We start from the raw sequence: 24,354 nt of genomic DNA, 5'->3' as shown, positions 1-24,354 counted from the left end.
CACTATAGAGAACTAAAGGACTTATCTGAGTGAGTGAATATTGGTTTTATTTATTACTGACAATAACAGGATTTATTGCGGGAATTATCAACACATTAGCAGGGGGAGGCTCTAACTTAACTCTCCCTGCATTAATGATAATGGGTATGCCTGCTGACATAGCTAACGCGACTAACCGAGTGGGTGTGCTGTTACAATCAGTATCAGGCATTGCTGGTTTTAAGAAATATAACAAGTTAGCAAGCCACGATTTACCTGCTATTTTAAGTTTAACTATACTGGGTGGTATATTTGGCGCATTGGCTGCGTTGGTGATGTCAGCGCAAACCCTTAAATATGTGCTACTTGGCTCAATGATCGCTATGTCGTTGGTGATGATTTTGGTGCCTAGTATAATATTACCCAATGTTGAAACAGCCCCTAAACTTGTTCGTTCAACACCCAGTTCCTGGCTAATACTGTTTATTTCGGGCTTTTATGGCGGATTAATACAAGCAGGTGTGGGTTTTATCTTGCTGTTTGCGCTTGCGGGCTCTCTTCATTACGATTTAGTGCGAGCCAATGCTTTAAAATTAGTGTGTACGCTAGCATTTACCTTAAGCGCTTTAGGCATTTTTATTTATCAAGACTTAATTCTTTGGTTACCGGGCCTAGCATTGGCCTTGGGTAATATCATCGGCGCTTGGATAGCGGTTAAAATATCAATAAACATAGAACCTAAGTTATTGAAAATATTTATACTAATAATGACTTTATTGGCGTGCGCTGCAGTGCTGTACCTAGATTAGCATGCAGTACGCTATGATATATGCAAGGTAACGCCATAAGCTTGAGCGTTTAATTAGCAATATAATGCTAGATCAGTTATTACTTGTCCTCCATGTACTTTAAATAAAAAAATTATGCCTACGAACGCATGTCAGCATTATTACAAGTGCACTTACTGTCGAGAAAGTGTCGAAAAATGTGTCGAACAAGCATTAAACCTTTAGCGGCATTGCTATGAATGAGGAATAATTATCGTATGGAATATCCTATTAAAGGCTCCTGCCAGTGTGGGCAAGTAACATACAAACTGTATGAACAACCTAGTATAGTTTGGGCTTGTTATTGCACAGAATGCCAAAAACTCTCAACTGGCCCATTTAGTGTCACAGCCATTATTGCGTCAAATGCTATTGAGTTTGAAGGTGAGTTAAATGAATGGAGTAGAATCGCCGATAGTGGTAACAGAAATAACGCAAAGTTCTGCTCAACTTGCGGGAATAGAGTTTATCATTACAACCCAGATGACTTAAGCACGATCAAATTAAAATTAAAACCAATCAGTTTAGCAGACGCCACTATATTTAAACCATCGGCTCATGTTTGGGTAAGTGAAAAGCTCAGTTGGTGCCAGATCCCCAGTGGAGCTAAAACATTTGATAAACAGCCTTTTTAGATTTATCAAATCAGGCGCAACTTATGCTCTAACGTGGTTAACCATGAGGGTAATATCCCTAATACTTGGGCTATTCATCATGGTTTTTTATTAACAAATTCATTATTTTAGTGTCATGAGTTAGGCGTTTTAACCAAAAACCGTCTTGAATATTTGTTTTATTGTTATTCATTAATTATGTTAATTCTCTTTTTATTCAATGCGAATAGGTTTTTTCAGTTTGAATGCTGTCATGCATAGTACAAATAATAGGGCGAATACTTTCTAGCAAGCATGGATTGATGAATCGATTAAACCCGAAAATTTATCAGTGATATTAATTGCTCCCCTTTATGTATGAACTGAATGTAAATATGTGCGAGTTAAGTTTTTAGCTACTAATTGTTAGGGAGGCAATTAGTAGCTAAGGTTCAGAAACCACATACAATTAAATTAAACTTTTATGTTTGATTCAATAGCAGTCATTGCAGATTGAATTGACATAGCTAACTTTTCTGCGAAGATATTTTTATGGATTAATATTTATAATAATCCTCTGACGTTTATGACTGATAGGGAATGCTTTTTGAAATAAAAAAACATCAACCGAAATGGTGATGCTTTTTGATATTATTTTTTAAATTAAGGACAACACAGGACGAATAGTTTAAATCTTAATTAACTTAGGTCTACTGTCGTATTAATTATCGACAATAAAAACCAGTTCAAGACTGCTTTTTAAATCGTCGTGATGCTAACCCCATTAAGCCCAATGCAAATATAGCAAGTGCAGACGGTTCAGGCACGGTGCTTATTGGATCTGGAATCAGAATAGAGCCTCCGCTTGTTCCAATAATTAGTGCATCACCACTACCATCAGTGGCAAGAATAGATAAAGCCCCTACATTATCAAACCGATTATGACGTGGACCTGCAAGTAAGTCGGCATTAGTTAGCCCTGGAAACGCAGTGTTGCCTGCTGCAGTTAATAATGCTCCATTTCCTCCACCACCAATGACAGTTAAAGTAGGCAGTAATGCACTTACCCAACCATAGCCATTAGATTGACTAAACAGCCCGCCACCCGAACCAAGAAAAGTGTCAATTAAAAGAGCATTTGCCGTAAATAATGCTCTTTCAGATACTGATGAGCCGCCTGATACATTACCACCAGAGTCCATCATCACAATACCCGTATTGTTGATGTTAACTGCACCAATACCGTTAAAGTAATTTGTTATGGCTGCATCTCCATCAATATTAGTAAAGCTCCAACCAGCACCATTTAAAGTAGAAAAGCCGAATGCTGAGGTTGCAGCTGCTTGAGCCTCACCACCGGAACTACCTAGATTCACAAGATTCAAGTGCCCATTTGTAAGTGAAGCACTCGCCGCTAAGTTTTCCAGCACACGTTGCATAAAAAACCATCCTAATGAATTTGCAGTAGCAGTTGCACTACCATGGTCATCGGCATCGGTACCTGCCAATATAATGGGCCCAGCTGTTGCTGAAAAATTTATGCCCAGTACAAGTGCTATCAATAGTGACATATTTTTAAATATCATAGAACTATTCCTTTTAAGTTGTAATTCAACAATGAAAACAGTGAGAAATACTACATATTAGGCATTGCAACGTACTGACTTAAACAAATTAGCAAAAATCGCGACAGTATTAAGCAAGGTTTAAAAATTAATTTATAATTCCTTTGAATCCATTTCTTTGAAATTATGAACGTAACCTCTAGCATCTACGTGCAAAGTTCATTGTATATATAAGCACCAACTACGGTGTTTTTCAAGGTAGTTGGTGCCTAAATTTTTAAGCAGCTTCTTTGTGTTGCTCTGGATTTAACTCCACAGCACCCATTGGCTGCCAGTTTCTCTCTTCTTTCGACCATCGCTCAGGATGCTCATTTCTTTTCTGTTGATACAACACTTTTCGTTTCGCTAATATATCAACATCAAAACCTTTATGCCTTTGGTTTGGCGTAACAAACTTGATCCTGCTATGGCGATGTTCATTGTTGTACCAGTAAACAAACGATTTTACCCATTGTCGTGCTCCATCTAAGGATTTAAAACCCTCAGAAGGCCAGCGTGGGTGGTACTTTACTGTTCTAAATAGCGATTCTGAATACGGATTATCGTTACTTACCCTTGGGCGACTTCGCGAGGTAATAACGCCTAAATCGTACATATTAGCCCGCATCGTCAGACTTTTCATCGGCGCACCATTATCTGAGTGCAACACTAAGTCTTTCTTCAGGCATTTCTCTGACCATACACTGCGTTGAAGCAACTCTGCCGCCTGTTCACCTGTTTCATTGTAATGAACTTCCCAACCCACTATTTTTCGGCTGTAAATATCTTCTATCATGTACAAATAATAGTGCTGATCAATGACTGACGTCGGTAAATAACTAATATCCCAGCTCCACACCTCGTTTTCTTTTTTAGCGGTGTAACTTGTTGGTTTTGTATGGCTATTTCTAGGTTTTGCTTTACCTCGGTGGTGTAGCATGTCCTTCGCTTTTAATATCCGATAAAAACTCGATTCTGATGCTAAATACTCGCTTCTATCAGCCAGAATAGGCACAATCTGTGCTTGGCGGTAATGAGGCAAATTCGTTACTATTACAAACATCAATAACAGTTTGGCGTTCTTTAGCACTTAGCTTGTTCTGCGGCTCTGGCCTAATGGATGCTGGCCTTTTATCTACATCAATAGCACCATCAATACGCCAACGCTGTAGCGTTCTTGCTGATAAGCCAATAACTTCACATGCCATATCTTGCATCGCACCTGACGCCACTGCTTTGCTAATCAGTTGTGCATATCTTTGCCTCTTGGTCAGCGTAATTAGCTGTCCTCTTTTTCCTTCCAATAGGCATCGAACCTTTTTCCTAATACGAGTAATGCGGCAGCTTCTGCTAAGGCCTTTTCTTTTCTGCGCAACTCGCGCTCTAATGCTCTAATACGTTGTTTATCTGCTTTTTTCTCTGGGGTACTCTTTGTTCTTTTTTTGCGCTACCCACAATAAAATCTTGCTTCCAGGCTTTTATTTACTCGTGATACAAGCCGTTGGTTCGAAAATATTCACTTAAATCAATCTCAGATAGTGTGGATGTTTCGAGCACAACTGCAAACTTTTTTTCGCTTGACCATTTATCTGACGAACTCACTTTTGACACTTTTAAACCTGATGTATTGAATTGCTTTTGCCAACTATACAGGGTTGAGAGGTTAATAATCTCTTGCGCTGCAAACTTTCTGATCGACAAACCACTTTTACTTAGTTTGTTTAATATTGCTTCTTTAAATTGACTTGAATACCTTTGATAATCCACGAACGTTAACTTACCGCACCCTGTTTATTTATAAAATTAATTGAGGCGACAACTATCCTGTCACAGCGGGATATGATTAAAGTAAATAATTTAACTATATGAATATAAAGTGTTTTATTTTTCTTCTGCTAAGAGAGGTGAGTAGTAGGACGTCTTATTAATCTCCTCATTAGTATTATATTCTTTGTGTTAATTGTTTCTAATACCTTGTAAGTATGGGATATTAGTGTAAATAAAGTGTTAATTATGCTGCGGGGTTAGTAAGACTACCCATAATAAGCTGTTATGTGCAAATGTCACTTTGGCATTCGTAATTATCATTCAAAATAAGGATATACTTTGAACAAATTAATTTTACTCTTACCTATGCTGTCTCTTGGTTGTTTTGCTGAAGAAAATAGTCAAACTAAAAATTACTCTGTCGGCCTTGGTATGGGTGCTATGTATATTGGTATAGGTGCAAATATCGCACTGGTTTCAAAAAACGATTTTAAATATTTTTCAGCTGGTTGCACCGCATATGGCTCCATTAGTGGTGCTGAATGCGGGTTTGGTGTCGGTTGGGTTACAGCAGACTTATTTGACTTTGAAACAAACAATCATGGCTTTGGTATTTATGCCGGCATGTTGGGTGAGGAGAGGTATGCTACCTTCAAAAATAATCAATATTCATTCCATAAAAATAACTACTATGGGGCAGGTGTAAGCTATACCTACTTTATGAATGGTATAAATAAATCAGGTGCTACTTTTGGGATATCTTTTCATGCCACTAATGCTGAGTATGACGGACGATATGGTTCTTTTCTTCAGCTAGGTTATCAGTTTTAGCACATAGCAAGGTGTTGAGACTGTAGAGTAACTAATTCAGCCGAAATCACTAAATTTTGGTGTTCCTGTATCGTGCTGTAGGCGATTTATTCGATATAGGTAATGCATTTGGTACCCCAATTTTTAGGGGGAATTCATAATAAACGAGTTATTCTACAAGCTCGTTAGGTTTTTAAAGGAGTAAGGCTTTTGAATTCAATTAGGAAGATTATATTAATTAGTTTGTTTTTACCATTTACTGCTTTCGCAGAAGGTAAAATTGGGATTGCCGCAGGCGTGTCAGTTGATGGATTCTTTAGTCCTGAAATAACCGAGTTTAAAATTGATAAAGTTAATTCTGGATCTCCAGCAGAAAAAGCTGGAGTTAAAGTTGGTCAATTAGTTCTTGAACTTGATGGTTGCAAAATCCCAGGCTGCCCAGCGGATAAAGCCAAAAAAATAATGGATAAAGAAACAGGTGAAGTATTATCATTGCTAGTTAAAAATTTAGATGGCAGTGAAGTTTTGCTAAAAATTCATGTAGGTGAGTAAAAACCGAATAAGAAATTAAACAAGTACAAAAAACATTTGACTATCGCCACTTGCTTTAGTTGATTTTTTTGTGATTTAGGTAGTTAACTTTTAGGTTTGTGCTTGTTTCTATTCGTCTTTGTGGTGACTTTATCGACATAGGATATTTTGTATTTTTTGTTACACAGTTTTCGCCTAAATGGATTTAGTGCACATTACTCAACCCCTTCTAGGTTTTATAAACTCTGCTTCTGTTTTCGCTTAATCAGTTTTTGTATAAATGGCTCTAATTGACAGTTAGCAGTAAAGTGGCGATAAGTTCTTAATTTTACTCATTTCGCACAACAAACTTTGATATTTTTGGTTATTTCAGTGTCTGCCATTACGCAACATATAACAACATGTCTCAAATAACATTTAAGGACAAATGATAATGACCGAAACAAGAACACATTTGCGAGAATTTTTGGTGGCCTGGCTTGAGCACAATATGCCGGGTAATGTCTTTGTGTGGTACGACATTTTAGTCATTTTATGGATAATCACATTTACCTTAGTATTACATTATATTATTAAGGTCTCAGCCAAGCATTTTATCAAGGGCAAGTTTGAAACTATCGACCAGCCACAGGCCAAAAATTTAACCTTAGATTTATTTCAGCGCCTGGCGAAGCGACTTTCGTTGACACTGCAAGGCGCCATTGTGGTGGTTCAAGCCAAGCTTTTATTAGCGAAAGGGAGCAGCTTATTACATCTTGCTGAAGTCGTTACCGACCAGTGGATAATCTTATTTTCTTTGTTGTCGTTGTTTACCTTTTTAGACATTTTGCAAGCGCTTTCAGATAGACGTACAAGTCAGGCGCACTTTCCGTTAAGAGGTCTTTTGCAAACCGTTAAGCTTGTTGTCAGTATGTTAACGTGTATTTTAGCGGTGTCGTTGCTGATGGACAAATCACCCCTTATTTTACTGAGTGGCTTGGGCGCATTGTCTGCCGTAATGTTGTTAGTATTTAAAGATCCTATCTTGGGCTTAGTTGCCGGCATACAGCTCTCAGCTAATAATATGCTGGCAGTGGGAGATTGGCTTGAAATGCCAAAGTATGGTGCAGACGGTGATGTGATAGACATTGCTTTAACAACGGTAAAAGTAAGAAATTGGGACAAAACGATTACCACTATTCCTACCTATGCACTTATTTCAGACTCATTTAAAAACTGGCGCGGCATGTCTGAAGCGGGTGGTAGAAGAATAAAACGAAGTATTCATCTAGAAATGAGCAGTGTCTGTTTCTTAGATAAAGAGCAACTAGCTGAATTGAAAAAGGCGCATTTACTCAGCGAGTATATAACGCATACGGTGCCAGAAATTGAAAAAGAAAATACGGATAAAAAAACTGATATGACAGTAATGCAAAATGGCCGGCGACTAACCAACGTTGGTACTTTTAGAAAGTATCTGGTGTCATTTTTGCAAAACCATCCTGATATTCATCAAGGAATGACCTTGATTGTTAGGCAGCTAGAGTCAACAAGTGATGGTTTGCCCATTGAAATTTATGCTTTTACCAACACAACAAACTGGAATGCTTACGAGGACATTCAGTCAGATATTTTCGATCATGTTATTGCGGTGTTACCCGCTTTTTCACTGAGAGTGCATGAGTCACCGACCGGGAATGATATTAGGTCATTGGCGAAGCACTAGCTTGATAATTTTATGATCTTTTAAACTGTAAAGCTGCTGAACAGTTAAACTAACAGGTTTTACGCTAAGCCATAAATATTGGGCTTAGCGTCTGTCGCACTCTTAAAGCCGCTATGTTTAAAATATCAAGGTTTAAAGCATCAAAATTTAAAGCATTAACGTAAAGGTTTAAAGTATAAACATTTAAAACTAGCTACTCGCTTGTAGAACATCTTGTCGCTTTGGTAACGCATCAGCAGTAGTGGCTGAATTTTTACTGATAGTAGATATGACAAGCTATTAATCATATTCACTGGCATACCATTCATGTTCATAAGCTAAACTACCCCATAAAGCATGGGCTAAAGCGACTTCAGACAATGTTTGATTAAGCGTTGTTGGCGTTAGTTTTTTTTCATCAAAATCATAACTGAAATTCATCGGATCTTTTTGTGGTTGTAGTATCGTCACTTCATCGTCTTCCATATAAGCAAAATTTTCAGCATATTGCATCATAGCTCGCCCTGAACTTTGTGGTTTGGTTAAATCATGGCCCAGCATAGGCGAATGATTTGTCACGCCCATTAACGACAAAAGTGTTGGCGCTAAATCAATTTGACTGACAACTCTTTCGTCAGAAAACTGCTGCTTTGATGAATTGAGAATAACACCCGGAATATGAAAGTTTTTGATGGGCACAAGATCACTGCCAAATGCTCTGGCATCATGATCGGCAACCACCAAAAATATAGTATCTTGCCAATAAGGCTGTTGCTTTGCTTTAGTGATAAATTTACCTAAGGCATAGTCGGCATATTGGATAGCTTTGTGACGTAATAACTCCTTCTCATCATATTGGCTTAGTTGCTCTGCTGTATACTCAATAGGGGTTATAACGCCTGGTGGAATTTCAAAAGGGTCATGATTACTAGACGAAAAAATAAAACTAAAAAAGGGCTTGTCGCTATTGTTTAACTTGGTCAATTCAATATGGGCTTGCTTGAATAAATCTTCATCACTGGCTCCCCACGAGCCAATAAACTCAGGGTTTTGAATATCGTTAAAATCAACAATATCACTAAAGCCGTTGCCCAAGAAAAAACTCTTCATGTTGTCAAAATGACTTTCGCCGCCGTAAATAAATTGTGTGGTGTAATTATGTTTGGCAAGTAAACTCGCAATAGTGAAGAAGCCATGCTGTGATTTATCAAGTTTAACTACTGCTCTAGCAGGTGTTGGTGTAAAACCGGTAATTACGGCTTCAATGCCTCTAACAGAACGTGTACCTGTGGCATATAAATTTTTAAAGGCCCAGCCTTCATTATTTAATTTATTAATTTCAGGACTAAGAGGAAGCCCGCCCAACGATGAGACAAACTGAGCGCCTAAACTTTCTTCTAAGATAATAACCAAGTTCTTAGCTTTACCTTGATAAGTAGGTGCGCGAGAAGCCAAAGAGGGTTGAATGAGATGGGTAAATGCTTGTGGTGCTAAACCTGTTTCTTGTTGCACAATGGCAATGACTTTTTCAGTGGCCATTTCACCATAAAGCTTTGAGGCATTTTTTTCATTACCTAACTGTTTATAGGCATGAGCAACACTATAGATAGAATTTAGTGTTAACGAATTTATTAAGGGATCGGTAGAAAAATAAACTAACGACGGATTTATTGGCCGATGTCCAACAGTGCCTCTGGCACACAGCACAAGTACGACAAATAAAGTAACAAATGAAAGAGTCGCTGACTTAAACGATACCGAACGTCGAGGTTGGTTTGTATTGATCAGTTTAGCTAACAGGTGCCAAAACAATTTACCTGGAATGAGTATTAAGGTGAGAACCATAACTAAGGTAAATAAGTGACCGTTGAATAACATTTTCATTACTTCATTAGGATAAGCTAAGTATTCAATGAATAGTCTATTCGGTCTGAAACCATATTCATGAATAAATGCCGGTGTGGCTAATTCAAAAAATAATACACTGATAAAAATGAAGAAAAATAGTACCTTTAATACTTTTAGCCATATTTTTTGATAACCGGAAATCATAAACCATGGATGGACTATGGCAGGTAAAATTAATAAATAGCCTAATGCGCTTAAGTCGATTCTAAAACCATTTAAAAATAAGGTTAGAAAGCTATTAAACGTATCGAATCGCTGAATTTGCCATAGACCTAAGCCCAGTCTAGAAATGAAAAGTGTCAACATTAATAGTAAGAAAAATAAGACAAAAGGTCGTAATAAATTAAGTGTAGTTTTAAACATCGTTTCAATACCGCTAATAGAGGACGCTGCTACTTTAAAAGATGAAACTTAAGAGACGCTTAATTTAAACTGAAAGCGCGCTATTTTAGTTACAATTGTTACACTTTTTAACGAAAAACAGGTTGACTAAAGCTTAATCTACTTATTTTGTATTTACTTTGCAATAAATACTTAGCATAGAATTTTGGAAGATGAGGGTTGAGAATATTTTAAAAATTATATTATTTAGGGACAGGCTTAAGTGAGTTTATTACTTTTAACAGTACTGTATTGACACGATTTATATCGATCACACCTTTTTTAAAGGCTAAATATACGGGTAACTTGTATTCGGCTATGTCTAAAACCTCGACTTTAAAATCGACATATTGATTTTGTAAAATATATTTCCCAACAACTTTACTGGTCACGACTGCATCAAGTCTTTTAAGGCTCAGCATTTGAAACAGCACTTCGTTTGATGGTAGTTCATGAAAATCAGAAGTTCGTAAACCGTTAAACGAGAGAATATCTTGATGAAAATTTATACCTCGATAAACTCCAACTTTTTTACCTGATAAATCACTGGTCTGTAAATTTTCGGGGTAAAATATCGATATCCTACTGATATGCGTTGGTTTATTCGAATATTCTAGAAATTGCTCTCTGTCTTTAAGTTTTGCTAAGGAGAAATAACAATCATAGGTGTTTTTTTTGATTTCTTTTTTAAGTCTAGCCCAAGGTATATTAACTATCTTGACGTCATAATTAAGTTGTTTAAATACAGGGTCAATGATGGCCATATCTAAACCAGTAAAGCGGTCGTTAGATTGGTCAAAAATGGTGTAAGGAGGATAATGAGTTGTAGCACAAGTTAATGTTTTTACTGCGGCAAATGAATGATTTGGTATCAACAAGCTTAGTAATATAACTAAAGTAAATTTGTAACAAGCATTATGTTTAAACATCAATAAAACCAAATCTCATTAGATAAATATTGCACTAAACAACATAACATATGAAATCAGTATAAGGTAATTATTGTTTCAAATTATAGCTTCAACTAGTGGCTTAAAATGGTGGCTTGAAATATAGATTTGAATAGAGTGTTTAAATATGATTAAAGCCCGATTAAATTTAAATAATAGCATTGAACTGCTTTACTCAAATAAGGTCATTATAAACCTTATTACCTAGGTTTATTGGTCGCCTGAAAGCAATTATTAAATAATAGTCTGTTCATCACAGCCAGATAATTACGTTAATAAAAGGCTGCTACTGCAACCCTTTTATTAACGTATCAGCTTTTAAAGTAATACTACTAGCCAAATACTGCTGGCGACAATAAGACTAATAAATACCGCCGCTGAGCCTAAATCTTTTGCAAGACCCGATAAGGGATGAATCTCTAAGCCTACACGGTCTACTACCGCTTCAATGGCGGTATTGATGATCTCGGTAAATAGTATGAAGAGTACAGCAAGTATTAAGGTAACTTGCTCTTTGGCACTTATATCAAATATAAAAGATACCGGTATAGCAATAAACAGCAGTAACAGTTCTTGCCTAAATGCTGATTCATTTTGATATAACCATTTGAAAGCTCTAAACGAGTTCAATGAGGCTAATACTATTCTTTGGATGCCCTTAGGCTTATTTTTATTGTCAAACACTAGTCTGCTAGCTCCATTTCTAATGAGGTTGATACTGTGGTGCGGGCTATCGCCTGTTGCGATTTACAATCAATGAAGGGATCACTTTCAATGCGATAGGCTGTTGTTTTAACCGACATGATACTCAATAAGGTATCGAAAACATTATCATGACTTATCGGCGATTTTGCCAAAGCATTTAAACATTGGCGATTAAAGTCAGTTTGTATTTTATCCGTCCAGTAGATCATGGGCACGTGAGTTTGTTCTTCCGGTGCAAACGCATAAGGTAAACCATGTAAATATACCCCATTTTCACCCAGTGATTCACCATGATCTGAAATATAAAGTAATGATGTTTCAATGTCATCTTTTTTATCTAAGCCACTTAATTCATTAATAATTTTTGAGAGTACTAGATCAGTATAAGCAATGGTATTGTCATAAGTATTAATCAGTTGCTCTTGGCTACAGTTTTGAATGTCACTGCGTTGACAGTCTGGTGCAAAGACACCTTTTTCTTTTGGATACCTTTTGAAATAGGTTGGCCCATGAGAGCCGATCATATGTAATACAATGAGGGTGTTCTCATGGCTTAATGTCTTTAGTTTATTTTTTAATGGGGCTAATAGCGCCTCATCATAGCAATACTCACCATCACACAAGGGGTTAGATTTATCAGGTTCAATTTGTTCAGTTTTTACTCGGGTACAAACACCTTTACAACTACCATTATTATTACTGATCCATAAAACGTCAGCACCGGCTAAATGTATCAGGTCTATGGCATTTTGTTGAGCGGTTGCGATACGCTTATCATAATTATTTTTGTTTAATCTTGAGAACATACAGGGGACCGAAACTGCGGTAGCTGTTCCACATGAACTCATTTGTGAGAAAGATATAACCCCTTGTTTTTCTGTATATTGATTGGTAGGTTTTGCATAACCGTTCAGTGAGAAGCTTTGTGCACGCGCGGTCTCTCCTAACACCATTACCGTGACATGCCGGCGAGTATTATCGCGGATGATTACAGGAGCTGTGTCTAAGATCTTAAATTGTAAAGGTGGATAAAAGTATTGATTTCTAACAAATTTATATGACGCATCTAGCAGTTTATACGGTGTAACATAACCCAGCAGTTCTTTATTATTTCGGCCAACCGAAGCATAATTTGAATAAAATACACTGGCAATTAAAAATGCTGCGCCAAAGCTAAGGGTGATCATTTTTACTCGGCTTAATAACTCTGTAAAGAAAGGCTTATAAGTTAATTTAATCGTATAGATGATCAGTGAGGGGATAACACCAAAAATCAAGAAAAATAAGATGGCGTAAAGGTTAACGTAAGATAAGGCTTCGGCTGAATCGGTTTCAACAGTATTTTGCACCATACCGTAATCAAAGACGATACCGTAAGTAATGGTGCCATAAAATATCAAAGATGAAATCATCACTGTCGTAATAAGTAGCGGTTTGGTTAGCCATCGAAATGAAAAAACCCCTTGAATCACAATACTTAAAGAGAGTAAAAATATGGGTAGTGACATTAAAAACAACAGATTATAGTTATCTAACGCGGTAATTACGCCCGCTGTTTTTACTAAAAAAGGTAAGTTCAATATCAGTGCAATATAACAGCAAGTGAAGAATAACAACTGGTTGGTTGTTAGTGTTAAGTTTTTAAAGTACGCGATAAATTTATTCATGTGAGACACCTATTAACAAGTGTCGCTATATTATAAAAGTAAACTTAAGATAACCTTAGGCTAACCTGAACATTAGCTTAGATTAAACTGAATATTGTATAAAAAATTAAGTGTAAATGGTGAAAGGTTACTGCTTGTTATCATGAAGAGCGTGGCCTATTACAATATCTGTGCTTTGTGCACGAAACATTATATTAAAGCTGATAAAAATAATAATTAAACCACGGCTGTTGTTGATAATATAATAGTAAAGGTAAGCTCTTTATCTGCCGACATAGCGACATTTAAATGGGCAGAGATACTCTCACAATAAGATTTAACAATCGCTAAACCCAAGCCATATCTTTCTGCTGATGTTCGTGATGAATCTTTCTGCCATAAAGGTTCAAAAAACAGCGCTAGGTCTTTTTCAGCGTAATCATGTTTACTGAGATTAGACACTTTTATCATGACCTGATTATTGTGTGAATGAGCTTCAACAGTAACGTTTACTGAGCTTGAGGCTGGGCTATAAAACAAAGCATTGTTCATAAGGTTGCTCATAATAGTCGTTAAAGCGAACTCATTGGTATAAACATATTCACATGACTTATCAAAGTTAACATTAACGACTCTATTGGCTTTTTTTTCTCTCATGATGACTGAATTTAGTAGTATTTCTACATTAACCTGTTGCTTTTCTAAGGTCGCATTATTGGTACTTTTTTGTAGCAGAAGTATGCCATTTACAATGTTGCGCAAACGCTCTGTAATAGTAAGCACATCAGTCTTGAAACTTTCTGTTAATTGTTTTTCATGCGGAAACTTTATCGCGACTTCACTCAGGCTGAGTAATTCTGCGATTGGGGTTTTTAACTCATGGGCAATATCTGAGGTGACTCTTTTTTCTCTGGAATAAAGCACTTTATTTTCACTTATAAAGTGGTTGATACCGTGGGCAATAGCCATGAGTTCTTTTGGCAAATTAGTGGTGTCTATCGTGCTAACGGTAGAATTTAAATTGATTTGTTTTAGTTCAATATTCAATTGTTCAATTGGTCTTAAACCGCGTTCAACCACATTAAAAACAATAAACCTTACGGCGATAATAGCGCTAATTGAAGTGAAAATAAAAATTATATCTACAAACCAAAGAATTTGATTTACGCCTTCGTTACTGATGGCATAAGCGAGCTCCATCGGCTTTTGTTGTTTTACGAACTGGGCTTTTGTTAGTCCTTGACTTTCCCTGACATCACTATCAATTTGCGGTTTAAATTTTGCAAAATACATTCTTCCAGAGCGACCGTCAGGTAAAACAATGTCAGTTATTGATGAGTTATTACCGGCAAGGTCTACTCTAGGTAGCTGATTAATATCAAAGAGATCTAGGGTTTTAGAACGCTCGAAAACCTTATTATCTAGCCATAATTGGAAATATTCGGGGTCATTAATACCGGAAAATTCAGGCATGAATTCATCAGCAAAATCAAAGTCAATTTCGTGGGTGTCTTCACTGACTAATGTAGTGAGTAAGCCAGCTTTGTTGATCATAGCTAGATCAAACTCGCCACTGATCCAGGTATCAACAGCAAGGTCGGTAAGCATTAAAATAGAGACCAATAATATGGATATTGAAATGGATATATAACGGCTTAACTTTTTCTTAATCGAAATCATTCACGGGTCTCAACAAAAATAACCGAAGCCACGTTTAGTTTTAATAGGCAGGTCATGTCCGAGTAGTTTTACTTTTTTTCTGGCGCTTGATAGATGTGCTTCGATTGAATTTTTAGCAACAGCATCATATTGACCGGCTAAATATTCACTTAATTTTTCAGGTGATATCACTTTACCTTGATTAGTGAATAAACATTCAACCAATTTATACTCATTAGGGGTTAAATTGGTATCTATTGAGTCACAAAATAATTGTTTTAAATGCAGGTCTAAGGCAAATGAGCCGATAATAATTTTACTGTCATTGACCTTTAAAGCGCCTCTGCGCATGAGGCAAAGTAGACGAACATGCAGTTCATCGAATGAAAAGGGTTTAGTGAGATAATCGTCAGCACCATTAAGTAAGCCTTGAACTTTGTCTTCGGTGAGGTCTCGCGCAGATAATATTAACACTTTCAGTTCTTTATTGGCTTTGCGAATAGCCTTTAATATGGCGGTGCCATCAACAGTGGGCAGCATTAAATCAAGTATCAAAAGAGAATAGTCACCCGACAAAGCCATGCTTAAACCTTCTGAGCCGTCTCCGGTGTCATCAACGGTATAACCTAGGTTCGATAAGCCAATTTTTAAACTTCTTCTTAGAGACGTTGAATCTTCTATAATTAAAACTTTCAAGGGTAATCCGCAACACAGAAACATTATTAAATAAAAGATACCAGAAAAAACTTAAGATTGGCTGATTTTCACTTAAATTCTTGTGGTGTTTACAATAAATTTTTAATAACGGCCACTTGATAGCTGGAACTTGTTGATAGAAAATATGATGAAAGGATAGGGGGCATAAGGAAAATATTCGATTTCTATCTAGGTGAAAACTATTTATTGCATTGAATATAAACAGAAGTTATGCGAACATTATCTCAGTATAATCTTCGGCTGGTTACTTGTGACTTTACACTGCTCTAAAACATTAATGGTATTGTTAGTATGTTTGACCTTTGTGGGTCAGGCAATGGCGTCTACTATTATGCCTTATCAAATGATGGCTATGGCAGGAATGAGTGAGCAAGTAAAAGTAGCAGCACAGTCACATAATATGCCGATGACAGCTCACAGCAACCATAATATGTCTGGTGATGCGGTTGATAATACAACAGAATCAACCGAAGATTGTTGTGCTCAAGTATGCAACTGCTATATGGGGGGCTGCTCAAGTGTTGCTGCTCTCATGAAGGGCGTATCGGGCAATACACCGATCGCTGATCTACCCTCTAAAATACTTTCCTATTCTACTTTGGCGTTAAGCCAACCAGCTAGATCATTATATCGTCCGCCAATATTAAGCTAAATACAGCATAAATGTGCCCAAAATTTGGTGCATTTATAACGATGTCTGTATTAGGCTTTTTGATTTCGTGTTGGTATAAGTATTTCTAACCTCATCAAAAATAACCTAATTAATTAAAAATATTAATTAATATCCCAATTGGGGCGGTTATGTTTTCAACTAAATTTACGTTAAACCTTATCACTACCTTGGTTGTAGTCTGTACGCTGGCGAGCTGTTCAGATAAAACCGCTCTTGCGACTAAAACTGATACAAGTGCTGTGGCTAAATCTCAAAAGCTTAAGTCGCCATCTATTGCCTTAGATGTTTATAAAAGTCCAAACTGTGGTTGTTGTAAAAAATGGCTTAGTCACATCAATGATAATGGCTTTGAATCAACAGTTTACAGTAATGATGATTTTTCAGTTATTAAAAATGAAAAAGGCATAGCGCCCAGATATCGCTCTTGTCATACCGCTATTTCAAGCAATGGTTATGTTTTTGAAGGGCATGTTCCAGCAAAATTTATCCAACAATTTATGCAAGCGACACAGGCCGTTGATGTTATCGGCTTGTCGGTTCCTGCTATGCCTGTAGGTTCGCCAGGCATGGAAGTTGATGACAAGTTTCAGCCATATCAAATTTTACTTTTGAAGTCAGATGGTACCAGTGAAGTTTATGCTTATGTTCAATCGTATAAGGAACAATTCTAATGAATAAACTCAACCAGCGCAGTAAGTTTGGCCTCACGTTTGGTCTCAAGTTTGGCGCAGCGATTTTAGCTTTTTCTGTTGTTACTGTTAGTGCTGCTCAGTTACCCGTGCTGGCTGATAGTAAGGCTTTGTCTTTTAAAAAAGCCATTGAAGTGGCTCAAAAAAGTGACCCTTGGTTAACCGGTAATAAGCATAAACAACAGGCCATTGAATTAATGAGTACAGCGGCAAATACATTACCCGACCCCAAGGTGTCAATTGGTTTGGCAAACCTGCCGACCAACGGTTTCGATTTTGCTCAAGAAGGCATGACACAGGCCAAGGTGGGTATTGCTCAAATGTTTCCTCGTGGAGATACGTTAGCGATTAAAAGCCAACAACTAAAAACGCAAAGTGAAGCTTTTCCCTATCAGAGAAAAGACCGAGCATCAAAAGTAGCGGTTACGGTAGGAAGTTTATGGTTAGACGCCTATCGAGTTCAACAAACCATGGCGTTAATAGAAAAGAATAGGTCGTTGTTCGAACAGTTAGCGGATGTAGCAACAGCAAGCTATTCGTCGGCGTTAGGTAAAACTCGTCAACAAGATATTGTGCGAGCACAATTAGAGCTAACACGTTTAGAAGATAGGTTAGCGCAGTTGGCACAACAGAAAAACGGCTTTGTCGGTATGCTTACTCAATGGTTGAGTCAGTTTTCTAGCGAAAATAGTGCCGGTGAACCGGTATTATTAGCTTCTGACTTTTCTTTACATCAGTTAGTGCTTAGTCAAGAACTGCCTGAAATAGAGTTAATTAATCGTGCGTTAGTCGCCAAAGAAACCTGGCTTGAACCTAGCGCGTTAATCCCCTATTTTTCAAATCATCCTGCGGTTATGGCGTTAGAAAAAAACATTCAGGCGACTAAAACAGGCATTAAGTTAGCGCAGCAAAAATACCAACCTGAATGGGGCGTAAACGCAAGCTATGGATATCGCGCAGACGATGCTATGGGCAGCAGTCGAGCTGATTTATTTTCTGTTGGTGTGACGTTCGATCTGCCAATTTTCACTCATAATCGACAAGATAAAGCAGTGCAATCAGCGGTCTCTGCAACAGAAGCGGTGAAAACTGACAAAATTTTATTACTCAGACAATTATTGGGCGCTTACTCAAGTGCCAAGGGCAGGTTATTGCGTTTAAAAGAGCGACAAATGCTTTATAAAGTTAAGTTACTACCTCAAATACATGATCAAGCAGCAGCCTCTTTATCTGCCTATACCAACGACGATGGTGACTTTTCTGAAGTTGTTCGCTCACGCATTGCCGTGCTAAATACTGAAATAGACCTGCTAACACTGAACGTAGAAGAACAGAAAATAGGCTTAGAGCTTAATTACCTTTTTATCGGCAGCCTTAATACAGCAAACAGCCATAACAAAACCAATAACAAGCAAATTGTTGTTAATTCGGGACAAAAATAATGAGCAAAAATATCGTTAGCAATAATAGTAAAACCATCATTATTGGCATGGTTATCGGTTCAATACTCACGCTTAGTGTTTATAGTTTTATAACTCCTGCGAAAAATGAGCAAGCCATTAGCGCTAAAACGGTTGAGAAAAAACCGCTTTATTGGGTTGCTCCGATGGATGCAAATTATATGAAAGATAAGCCAGGTAAATCACCCATGGGCATGGATTTAGTGCCAGTTTATGACGATGATGGCAAAGGACCTGATGCCGGTGTTGGCACCATTCGTATTTCTGCTGATGTGGTGAATAACTTAGGCGTAAGAACCACTATAGCGAACTTTAGCTCATTGCACAGCGAAATAAACACCATGGGGTATATTACTTTTGATGAAAGCAAAATCGTTCATATTCATCCGCGTGTTCAAGGCTGGATAGAAAAGCTCTATGTTAAGGCGGTAGGTGATCCTGTTAAGCAGCATCAAGCCCTTTACGATATTTACTCCCCTGAGTTAGTTAATGCTCAAGAGGAGTTGTTATTGGCATTAGAGCGGAAAAACAGTCGCTTAATTACAGCGGCTGAAAATAGATTGATGGCATTGCAGTTACCTAAGTCTGCGATTATAAAACTGAAAAAAACCAAGCAAGTTCAGCAAAAAATAACTTTTTATGCGCCACAAAATGGGGTGGTTAAAACGCTAAATATACGTGAAGGTTTCTTTGTTAAGCCGGGTACTACTTTGTTGTCAATTGCTGATTTGTCACAAGTGTGGCTTGAAGCAGAAGTTTTTGAACGACAAGCCAATAAAGTTAAAACGGGTTCACCTGTCACTATGACATTAGATTATTTACCGGGTAGAACATGGCAAGGGCAAGTAGATTATATCTATCCAACGCTCGATACTAAAACACGCACAGTGAAAATACGCTCAAGTTTTAGTAATGAAGAAGCTGAGCTTAAGCCTAATATGTTTGCACAGGTTGTTATCCATTCTACCAGTGATGCACAAGCCTTGTTAATTCCGCAAGAAGCTCTGATTAGAACGGGTATGCAAGACCGAGTGGTGCTAGCTTTGGGTGAAGGTAGCTTTAAATCGATTGCCGTCACTGTAGGTCGATATGACCGCAACAATGTTGAAATACTTAGCGGACTGGATGCCGGTGAAAAAGTGGTGAGCTCAGCGCAATTTTTATTAGATTCAGAATCAAGTAAATCATCTGATTTTAAACGCATGCATCATGAATCTGACCAAGCAGGCTCTGACCAAGAAGGTTCTGACCAAGAAGAGTCTGACCAAGACAAACCAAACGAAATGGATATGAGTCATAACAATGACAGCGCTGCTGACACAGTTTCCTCAGCGACCGTTAACGGTACAGTGGTTAACCTAATGCTTGATCACAGAATGGTCATTATTGACCGTGAAGCCATTGTAGAATGGGGCCGTGCAGCAGACCGAGTTGATTTTATTGTGGATGATAACGTGGATATGGCCTTATTTTCAAATAATGCCTATGTCATGTTCACCTTTGAAATACGCCAGGGTAATTTTATTATTGTCAGTGCGATGACAATGCCTAAACCTGATGCTGTAATGAAAAATGCTGCTAACGACAAAGGAGCATAATAATGATCACTGCTATTATTCGCTGGTCTATTGGTAATCGATTTTTAGTCTTGCTAGCAACATTATTACTGGTGGCCGTTGGATTATATTCTGTCAGTAAAACCCCGATTGATGCACTGCCTGATTTATCTGATGTGCAAGTCATCATAAAAACAAGCTACCCTGGCCAAGCACCACAAGTGGTTGAAGATCAGGTTACCTACCCCATGACTACCGCTATGTTGTCAGTGCCGGGTGCGGTTACCGTGCGAGGTTACTCATTTTTTGGTGATTCATATGTTTACGTTATTTTCGATGAAGATACCGACCTTTATTGGGCACGTTCACGGGTACTTGAGTATTTAAGTCAAGTTGCTCCCGATCTACCTAGCGATGCACGGCCTCAATTGGGTCCGGATGCAACAGGCGTTGGCTGGGTATACTTGTATGCACTTACCGATAAAACAGGCCAACATGATTTAAGTCAATTACGCAGTATACAAGATTGGTTTTTAAAGTTTGAATTACAAACCGTGCCTGGGGTATCAGAAGTTTCTGCGCTTGGCGGCATGGTTAAGCAATATCAAGTCCAGGTCAGTCCTGATAAATTACGCGCCTTTGGTATACCGCTGTCACTTATTCAAACCGCGATTAAACAAGGTAATCAGGAGATAGGGGCTTCAGTGGTAGAAATGGCTGAAGCCGAGTATATGGTCAGAACCACAGGCTATATAAAAAGTGTTGAAGATCTTGAAAATATCCCGCTAGGGGTCAACCAAAATGGTACGCCGTTACTGTTAAAAGATGTTGCAGATATTGGCACTGGCCCACAAATGCGCCGAGGTGTTGCTGAACTTAATGGTGAAGGTGAAGTGGTTGGCGGTATTGTCGTGATGCGCTTTGGTGAAAATGCTCAGCAAGTGATTAACCGTGTAAAAGCAAAGCTTGAACAGCTTAAAAAAGGCTTACCTGATGGCGTAGAAATAGTACCGGTTTATGACCGGTCTGCATTGATAGAACGAGCAGTCGATAATTTGGCCTCTAAGTTATTGGAAGAGTTTGGCATAGTTGCTTTAGTTTGCGTTATTTTCTTATTCCATGTGCGCTCTTCTTTAGTGGCGATTATTAGTTTACCTGTGGGTATTTTAACCGCCTTTATCATCATGCATTTGCAAGGACTTAACGCAAATATTATGTCATTAGGTGGTATTGCTATTGCCATTGGCGCCATGATTGATGGCGCTATCGTCATGATAGAAAACATGCATAAGCACATGGAAAAAACCCCACTAACGAAAGAAAATCGCTGGCAAATAGTGACTGAATCAGCCAGTGAAGTAGGGCCAGCATTATTCTTTAGTTTATTAATTATTACCGTGAGTTTTGTGCCAGTGTTTACCCTAGAAGCACAAGAAGGGCGTATGTTTGCCCCGCTAGCATTTACCAAAACTTATGCCATGGCGGCATCTGCGGCCTTGGCGATAACATTAGTACCGGTATTAATGGGCTATTTTATTCGAGGTAAAGTACTACCTGAGCATAAAAACCCAGTGAATAAATTCCTGACCTTTATCTATATGCCGGCCTTGAAAACTGTTTTACGTTTTCCAAAAATAACCCTAGTGGCTGCATTAGCTGTGCTTGCGGTTGGTATCTATCCACTGGATAAAATCGGTAGTGAGTTTATACCACCGCTTGATGAAGGTGATTTGATGTACATGCCCACCACTTATCCAGGTATTTCGATAGGTCAAGCTCGACAACTTTTGCAACAGACCGACAAGCTAATTAAAACGGTACCCGAAGTAAAAACCGTATTCGGTAAAGTAGGTCGTGCTGAAACAGCAACCGATCCCGCGCCATTAACCATGATAGAGAGCTTTATTCAGTTTAAGCCGCATGATCAATGGCGTGAAGGGGTGACAACTGAAAGTTTGAAAAAAGAACTTGATGCGCTAATTCAACTACCCGGGGTAACTAATGCTTGGGTTATGCCGATTAAAACCCGCATTGATATGCTAGCAACAGGCATTAAGACCCCGGTTGGGATAAAAATAGCGGGACCTGACTTATTAACGATTCAGGATATTGGCAAACAATTAGAGCTGATATTAAAAGACGTACCTGGTACCACATCGGTTTATTCAGAACGTGTTGCGGGTGGTCGATATATAAAAGTTGATATTCAGCGCGCCAAAGCCGCACGATATGGTTTGAATATCGCTGAAATTCAACAAGTAGTAGCCACCGCTGTTGGTGGCATGAATGTGACTCACACCGTTGAGCGTTTAGAGCGTTATCCGGTCAATGTGCGTTATCCACAAGACTATCGTGACTCCCCTGAACAGTTATCATTGCTACCTATTGTGACGCCAAATGGTCAACATATAGCATTAGGCGATGTGGCTAATATTTATATCGAAGATGGCCCTCCAGGCATTAAGTCTGAAAATGCCCGCTTAAACGGTTGGGCTTTTGTTGATATTGAAGGTGTTGATGTTGGCACTTATGTTGAGGCGGCCAAGAAAGTCGTCACAGATAAGCTAGTACTGCCTGCCGGCTACTCGGTGACCTGGGCAGGGCAATACGAATATATGCAGCGAGCCAAGGCGAAATTGGCTTATGTGGTGCCATTAACCTTATTTATTATTGTTATTTTACTTTATCTTAACTTTCGTAACGTGATTGAGGTAGCGATGATCATGGGCACTTTACCCTTAGCTATGGTGGGCAGCATATGGTTGATGTATTTAGAAGGCTTTAACTTCTCAGTGGCGGTTGGCGTTGGTTTTATTGCGCTGGCAGGGGTAGCGGTAGAAATTGGCGTTATTATGCTGGTGTATTTAAATCAGGCGTATCAAACCATGCTTGATGAACATCACTCAAAAGATATGGTGACGACAAAAGAAGATGTATTACAAGCCGTTCTGCACGGAGCAGGTATGCGTGTTCGTCCGGTGATGATGACGGCAGCAGCGATTATTCTTGGTTTATTACCAATTTTATATGGCACAGGCACAGGGTCTGAAGTGATGAGCCGCATTGCAGCCCCAATGGTTGGCGGCATGATGAGTGCCGTGTTATTAACTTTGCTAGTATTGCCGGCCTTGTTTTATTTATGGCGCTCATCATCAATAAAGCTTACTGGGTCAAAAGCCTAGAGATATAAGTGATAAAACACAGAACCTTGATGGCAATCATATGGCACTGAATGAATTTATCTAGAAAACGTTAAATATTAAATAACTAACCCAGGAGTAAAATATGAAAAAAAGCTTAATTAAAACAATCAGTAAAATCGCTTTGGTATTAATACCCAGCATTTCTTTATCAATGACAGCTACAGCACATGATCCCAGTTTGCATGCAAAAAAGGCTGAAAAAGCTGATTGTAGCAAAATGGATCATAGCAAGATGGATATGAAGGATCCGGTCGCTATCGCCATGATGAACAAGTGCATGAAACAAGCTGACAAATCAAATAACAAGATGGACCATAGTAAAATGGATATGAAAATGGACCACAGCAAAATGAAAACGATGGATGAAAAAAAGCAGAAAAAAGCTGACGACAATAATTACTAATTAACTTTTAAAAATCACTTAGTACAAAGACAGCTGCTAAGTGATTTTTATTGACGAAGGAAAGCTGATGAAAATGCTTAAATGGCTCTTGATTCTTATTGTGTTAGGCCTTGGAACGACTGCGACAATTATTTACTCGGGTAATGTCGATGTAGCTGCCGATGAACCTCACAGTGATTTAGTCCACTGGCTTTTGGAAACAACGAGATTAAACGCTATATCAAAAGCGGCTGAAAATATTAAAGTGCCAGATTTAACCGACCCTGAGCTATTGTTATCTGGTGGTGTTGATTATGGGTTCATGTGCGCTAGTTGTCATTTAAAGCCCGGACAAAGTGAAAGTGACATGAGCTTAGGCTTATATCCTGCACCCCCTAATTTAGCGGTGTCTGATTATAACGATGATAGTGATGAATATGGTGATGACACGCAAGCCGATCGTAATAATTTCTGGGTTATTAAGCACGGCATTAAAGCCTCAGGAATGCCAGCTTGGGGTAAAACTCATGATGATCAGCGCATCTGGGCAATGGTGGCTTTTATAAAACGCCTACCAAGCTTAACACCTGAACAATATCAAATACTTACAGCTATAGAATAAAAGATAGC

Annotated in this window: 19 protein-coding genes and 1 pseudogene; 12 read left to right on the top strand and 8 right to left on the bottom strand. The window is 38.2% G+C overall.

The features are described 5' to 3' along the window. Positions 1–29 precede the first annotated feature (29 nt). The gene (locus tag H4J41_RS12055; protein ID WP_182137851.1) at positions 30–788 is read left to right on the top strand and encodes a sulfite exporter TauE/SafE family protein; all 759 of its coding nucleotides are present in this window, start codon (positions 30–32) and stop codon (positions 786–788) included. 236 nt (positions 789–1,024) lie between these two features. Continuing rightward, a complete protein-coding gene (locus H4J41_RS12050) occupies positions 1,025–1,441 on the top strand; it encodes a GFA family protein (RefSeq protein ID WP_182137852.1) in 417 nt (138 codons plus the stop codon). Positions 1,442–2,145: 704 nt separating this feature from the next. Here H4J41_RS12050 and H4J41_RS17625 read toward each other — a convergent pair. After that, positions 2,146–2,970, bottom strand: coding sequence for a PEP-CTERM sorting domain-containing protein (locus H4J41_RS17625; RefSeq protein ID WP_259364565.1), 825 nt, complete (start codon positions 2,968–2,970; stop codon positions 2,146–2,148). A gap of 271 nt (positions 2,971–3,241) precedes the next feature. Next, positions 3,242–4,770, bottom strand: a pseudogene (locus H4J41_RS12040) (IS3 family transposase). A gap of 339 nt (positions 4,771–5,109) precedes the next feature. Here H4J41_RS12040 and H4J41_RS12035 point away from each other — a divergent pair. The 3 genes from H4J41_RS12035 to H4J41_RS12025 all read left to right on the top strand — a co-directional run bounded on the left by H4J41_RS12035 (position 5,110) and on the right by H4J41_RS12025 (position 7,816). Further along, entirely contained in the window at positions 5,110–5,601 is a 492-nt protein-coding gene (locus tag H4J41_RS12035) for a hypothetical protein (RefSeq protein ID WP_182137853.1), read from the top strand. Between the two features lie 189 nt (positions 5,602–5,790). Further along, a complete protein-coding gene (locus tag H4J41_RS12030; RefSeq protein WP_182137854.1) occupies positions 5,791–6,132 on the top strand; it encodes a PDZ domain-containing protein in 342 nt (113 codons plus the stop codon). 412 nt (positions 6,133–6,544) lie between these two features. After that, entirely contained in the window at positions 6,545–7,816 is a 1,272-nt protein-coding gene (locus tag H4J41_RS12025) for a mechanosensitive ion channel family protein (protein WP_182137855.1), read from the top strand. Positions 7,817–8,095: 279 nt separating this feature from the next. On the opposite strand, the gene H4J41_RS12020 is transcribed toward H4J41_RS12025, so the two are convergent. From H4J41_RS12020 to H4J41_RS11995, 6 genes are all read right to left on the bottom strand, one after another. Continuing rightward, positions 8,096–10,066: an LTA synthase family protein gene (locus H4J41_RS12020; protein ID WP_182137856.1), complete on the bottom strand. Its 1,971-nt coding sequence runs from the start codon at positions 10,064–10,066 to the stop codon at positions 8,096–8,098. A 221-nt stretch (positions 10,067–10,287) separates the two neighbouring features. Next, entirely contained in the window at positions 10,288–11,013 is a 726-nt protein-coding gene (locus H4J41_RS12015) for an ABC transporter substrate-binding protein (protein ID WP_182137857.1), read from the bottom strand. A 339-nt stretch (positions 11,014–11,352) separates the two neighbouring features. After that, a complete protein-coding gene (locus H4J41_RS12010; RefSeq protein WP_182137858.1) occupies positions 11,353–11,718 on the bottom strand; it encodes a diacylglycerol kinase in 366 nt (121 codons plus the stop codon). After that, positions 11,718–13,406 (bottom strand): phosphoethanolamine transferase, encoded by a 1,689-nt coding sequence (locus H4J41_RS12005; protein ID WP_182137859.1) that lies wholly within the window; start codon positions 13,404–13,406, stop codon positions 11,718–11,720. The genes H4J41_RS12010 and H4J41_RS12005 overlap by 1 nt, the downstream gene beginning before the upstream one ends. Before the next feature lie 216 nt (positions 13,407–13,622). Next, the gene (locus tag H4J41_RS12000; RefSeq protein ID WP_182137860.1) at positions 13,623–15,065 is read right to left on the bottom strand and encodes a cell wall metabolism sensor histidine kinase WalK; all 1,443 of its coding nucleotides are present in this window, start codon (positions 15,063–15,065) and stop codon (positions 13,623–13,625) included. Positions 15,066–15,074: 9 nt separating this feature from the next. Further along, positions 15,075–15,740, bottom strand: coding sequence for a response regulator transcription factor (locus H4J41_RS11995; RefSeq protein ID WP_182137861.1), 666 nt, complete (start codon positions 15,738–15,740; stop codon positions 15,075–15,077). A gap of 337 nt (positions 15,741–16,077) precedes the next feature. On the opposite strand from H4J41_RS11995, the gene H4J41_RS11990 reads away from it, so the two are divergent. From H4J41_RS11990 to H4J41_RS11960, 7 genes are all read left to right on the top strand, one after another. Further along, positions 16,078–16,413: a hypothetical protein gene (locus tag H4J41_RS11990; protein WP_259364566.1), complete on the top strand. Its 336-nt coding sequence runs from the start codon at positions 16,078–16,080 to the stop codon at positions 16,411–16,413. 149 nt (positions 16,414–16,562) lie between these two features. Continuing rightward, positions 16,563–17,105, top strand: coding sequence for a DUF411 domain-containing protein (locus H4J41_RS11985; protein ID WP_182137862.1), 543 nt, complete (start codon positions 16,563–16,565; stop codon positions 17,103–17,105). Further along, positions 17,105–18,565 carry a TolC family protein gene (locus H4J41_RS11980; protein WP_182137863.1) on the top strand — a complete coding sequence of 487 codons (1,461 nt, stop codon included), beginning with the start codon at positions 17,105–17,107 and terminating at the stop codon, positions 18,563–18,565. The genes H4J41_RS11985 and H4J41_RS11980 overlap by 1 nt, the downstream gene beginning before the upstream one ends. Next, positions 18,565–20,181, top strand: a complete 1,617-nt coding sequence (locus H4J41_RS11975) for an efflux RND transporter periplasmic adaptor subunit (protein ID WP_182137864.1) — start codon at positions 18,565–18,567, stop codon at positions 20,179–20,181. Before H4J41_RS11980 ends, H4J41_RS11975 begins: the two co-directional genes overlap by 1 nt. Before the next feature lie 2 nt (positions 20,182–20,183). Further along, positions 20,184–23,321: an efflux RND transporter permease subunit gene (locus H4J41_RS11970; RefSeq protein WP_182137865.1), complete on the top strand. Its 3,138-nt coding sequence runs from the start codon at positions 20,184–20,186 to the stop codon at positions 23,319–23,321. A 103-nt stretch (positions 23,322–23,424) separates the two neighbouring features. Next, the gene (locus tag H4J41_RS11965; RefSeq protein WP_182137866.1) at positions 23,425–23,745 is read left to right on the top strand and encodes a hypothetical protein; all 321 of its coding nucleotides are present in this window, start codon (positions 23,425–23,427) and stop codon (positions 23,743–23,745) included. A 67-nt stretch (positions 23,746–23,812) separates the two neighbouring features. After that, entirely contained in the window at positions 23,813–24,346 is a 534-nt protein-coding gene (locus H4J41_RS11960; RefSeq protein ID WP_182137867.1) for a cytochrome c, read from the top strand. Positions 24,347–24,354 lie beyond the last annotated feature (8 nt).

This window comes from Colwellia sp. MB3u-45, assembly GCF_014077005.1.
Taxonomy (GTDB): domain Bacteria; phylum Pseudomonadota; class Gammaproteobacteria; order Enterobacterales; family Alteromonadaceae; genus Cognaticolwellia.
The sequence above is the reverse complement of the archived record's forward strand: the minus strand, read 5'-3'. Positions and strand labels throughout refer to the sequence as shown.

Excerpts from the sequence above, each read along its gene's own strand:
- H4J41_RS11985 (WP_182137862.1), top strand. The coding sequence starts at position 16,563 with ATGTTTTCAACTAAATTTACGTTAAACCTTATCACTACCTTGGTTGTA.
- H4J41_RS12050 (WP_182137852.1), top strand. The coding sequence starts at position 1,025 with ATGGAATATCCTATTAAAGGCTCCTGCCAGTGTGGGCAAGTAACATAC.
- H4J41_RS12005 (WP_182137859.1), bottom strand. The coding sequence starts at position 13,406 with ATGAATAAATTTATCGCGTACTTTAAAAACTTAACACTAACAACCAAC.
- H4J41_RS12015 (WP_182137857.1), bottom strand. The coding sequence starts at position 11,013 with ATGTTTAAACATAATGCTTGTTACAAATTTACTTTAGTTATATTACTA.
- H4J41_RS11965 (WP_182137866.1), top strand. The coding sequence starts at position 23,425 with ATGAAAAAAAGCTTAATTAAAACAATCAGTAAAATCGCTTTGGTATTA.
- H4J41_RS12020 (WP_182137856.1), bottom strand. The coding sequence starts at position 10,066 with ATGTTTAAAACTACACTTAATTTATTACGACCTTTTGTCTTATTTTTC.
- H4J41_RS12000 (WP_182137860.1), bottom strand. The coding sequence starts at position 15,065 with ATGATTTCGATTAAGAAAAAGTTAAGCCGTTATATATCCATTTCAATA.
- H4J41_RS17625 (WP_259364565.1), bottom strand. The coding sequence starts at position 2,970 with ATGTCACTATTGATAGCACTTGTACTGGGCATAAATTTTTCAGCAACA.
- H4J41_RS11975 (WP_182137864.1), top strand. The coding sequence starts at position 18,565 with ATGAGCAAAAATATCGTTAGCAATAATAGTAAAACCATCATTATTGGC.
- H4J41_RS11980 (WP_182137863.1), top strand. The coding sequence starts at position 17,105 with ATGAATAAACTCAACCAGCGCAGTAAGTTTGGCCTCACGTTTGGTCTC.
- H4J41_RS11990 (WP_259364566.1), top strand. The coding sequence starts at position 16,078 with ATGGCGTCTACTATTATGCCTTATCAAATGATGGCTATGGCAGGAATG.
- H4J41_RS12025 (WP_182137855.1), top strand. The coding sequence starts at position 6,545 with ATGACCGAAACAAGAACACATTTGCGAGAATTTTTGGTGGCCTGGCTT.
- H4J41_RS11960 (WP_182137867.1), top strand. The coding sequence starts at position 23,813 with ATGAAAATGCTTAAATGGCTCTTGATTCTTATTGTGTTAGGCCTTGGA.
- H4J41_RS11970 (WP_182137865.1), top strand. The coding sequence starts at position 20,184 with ATGATCACTGCTATTATTCGCTGGTCTATTGGTAATCGATTTTTAGTC.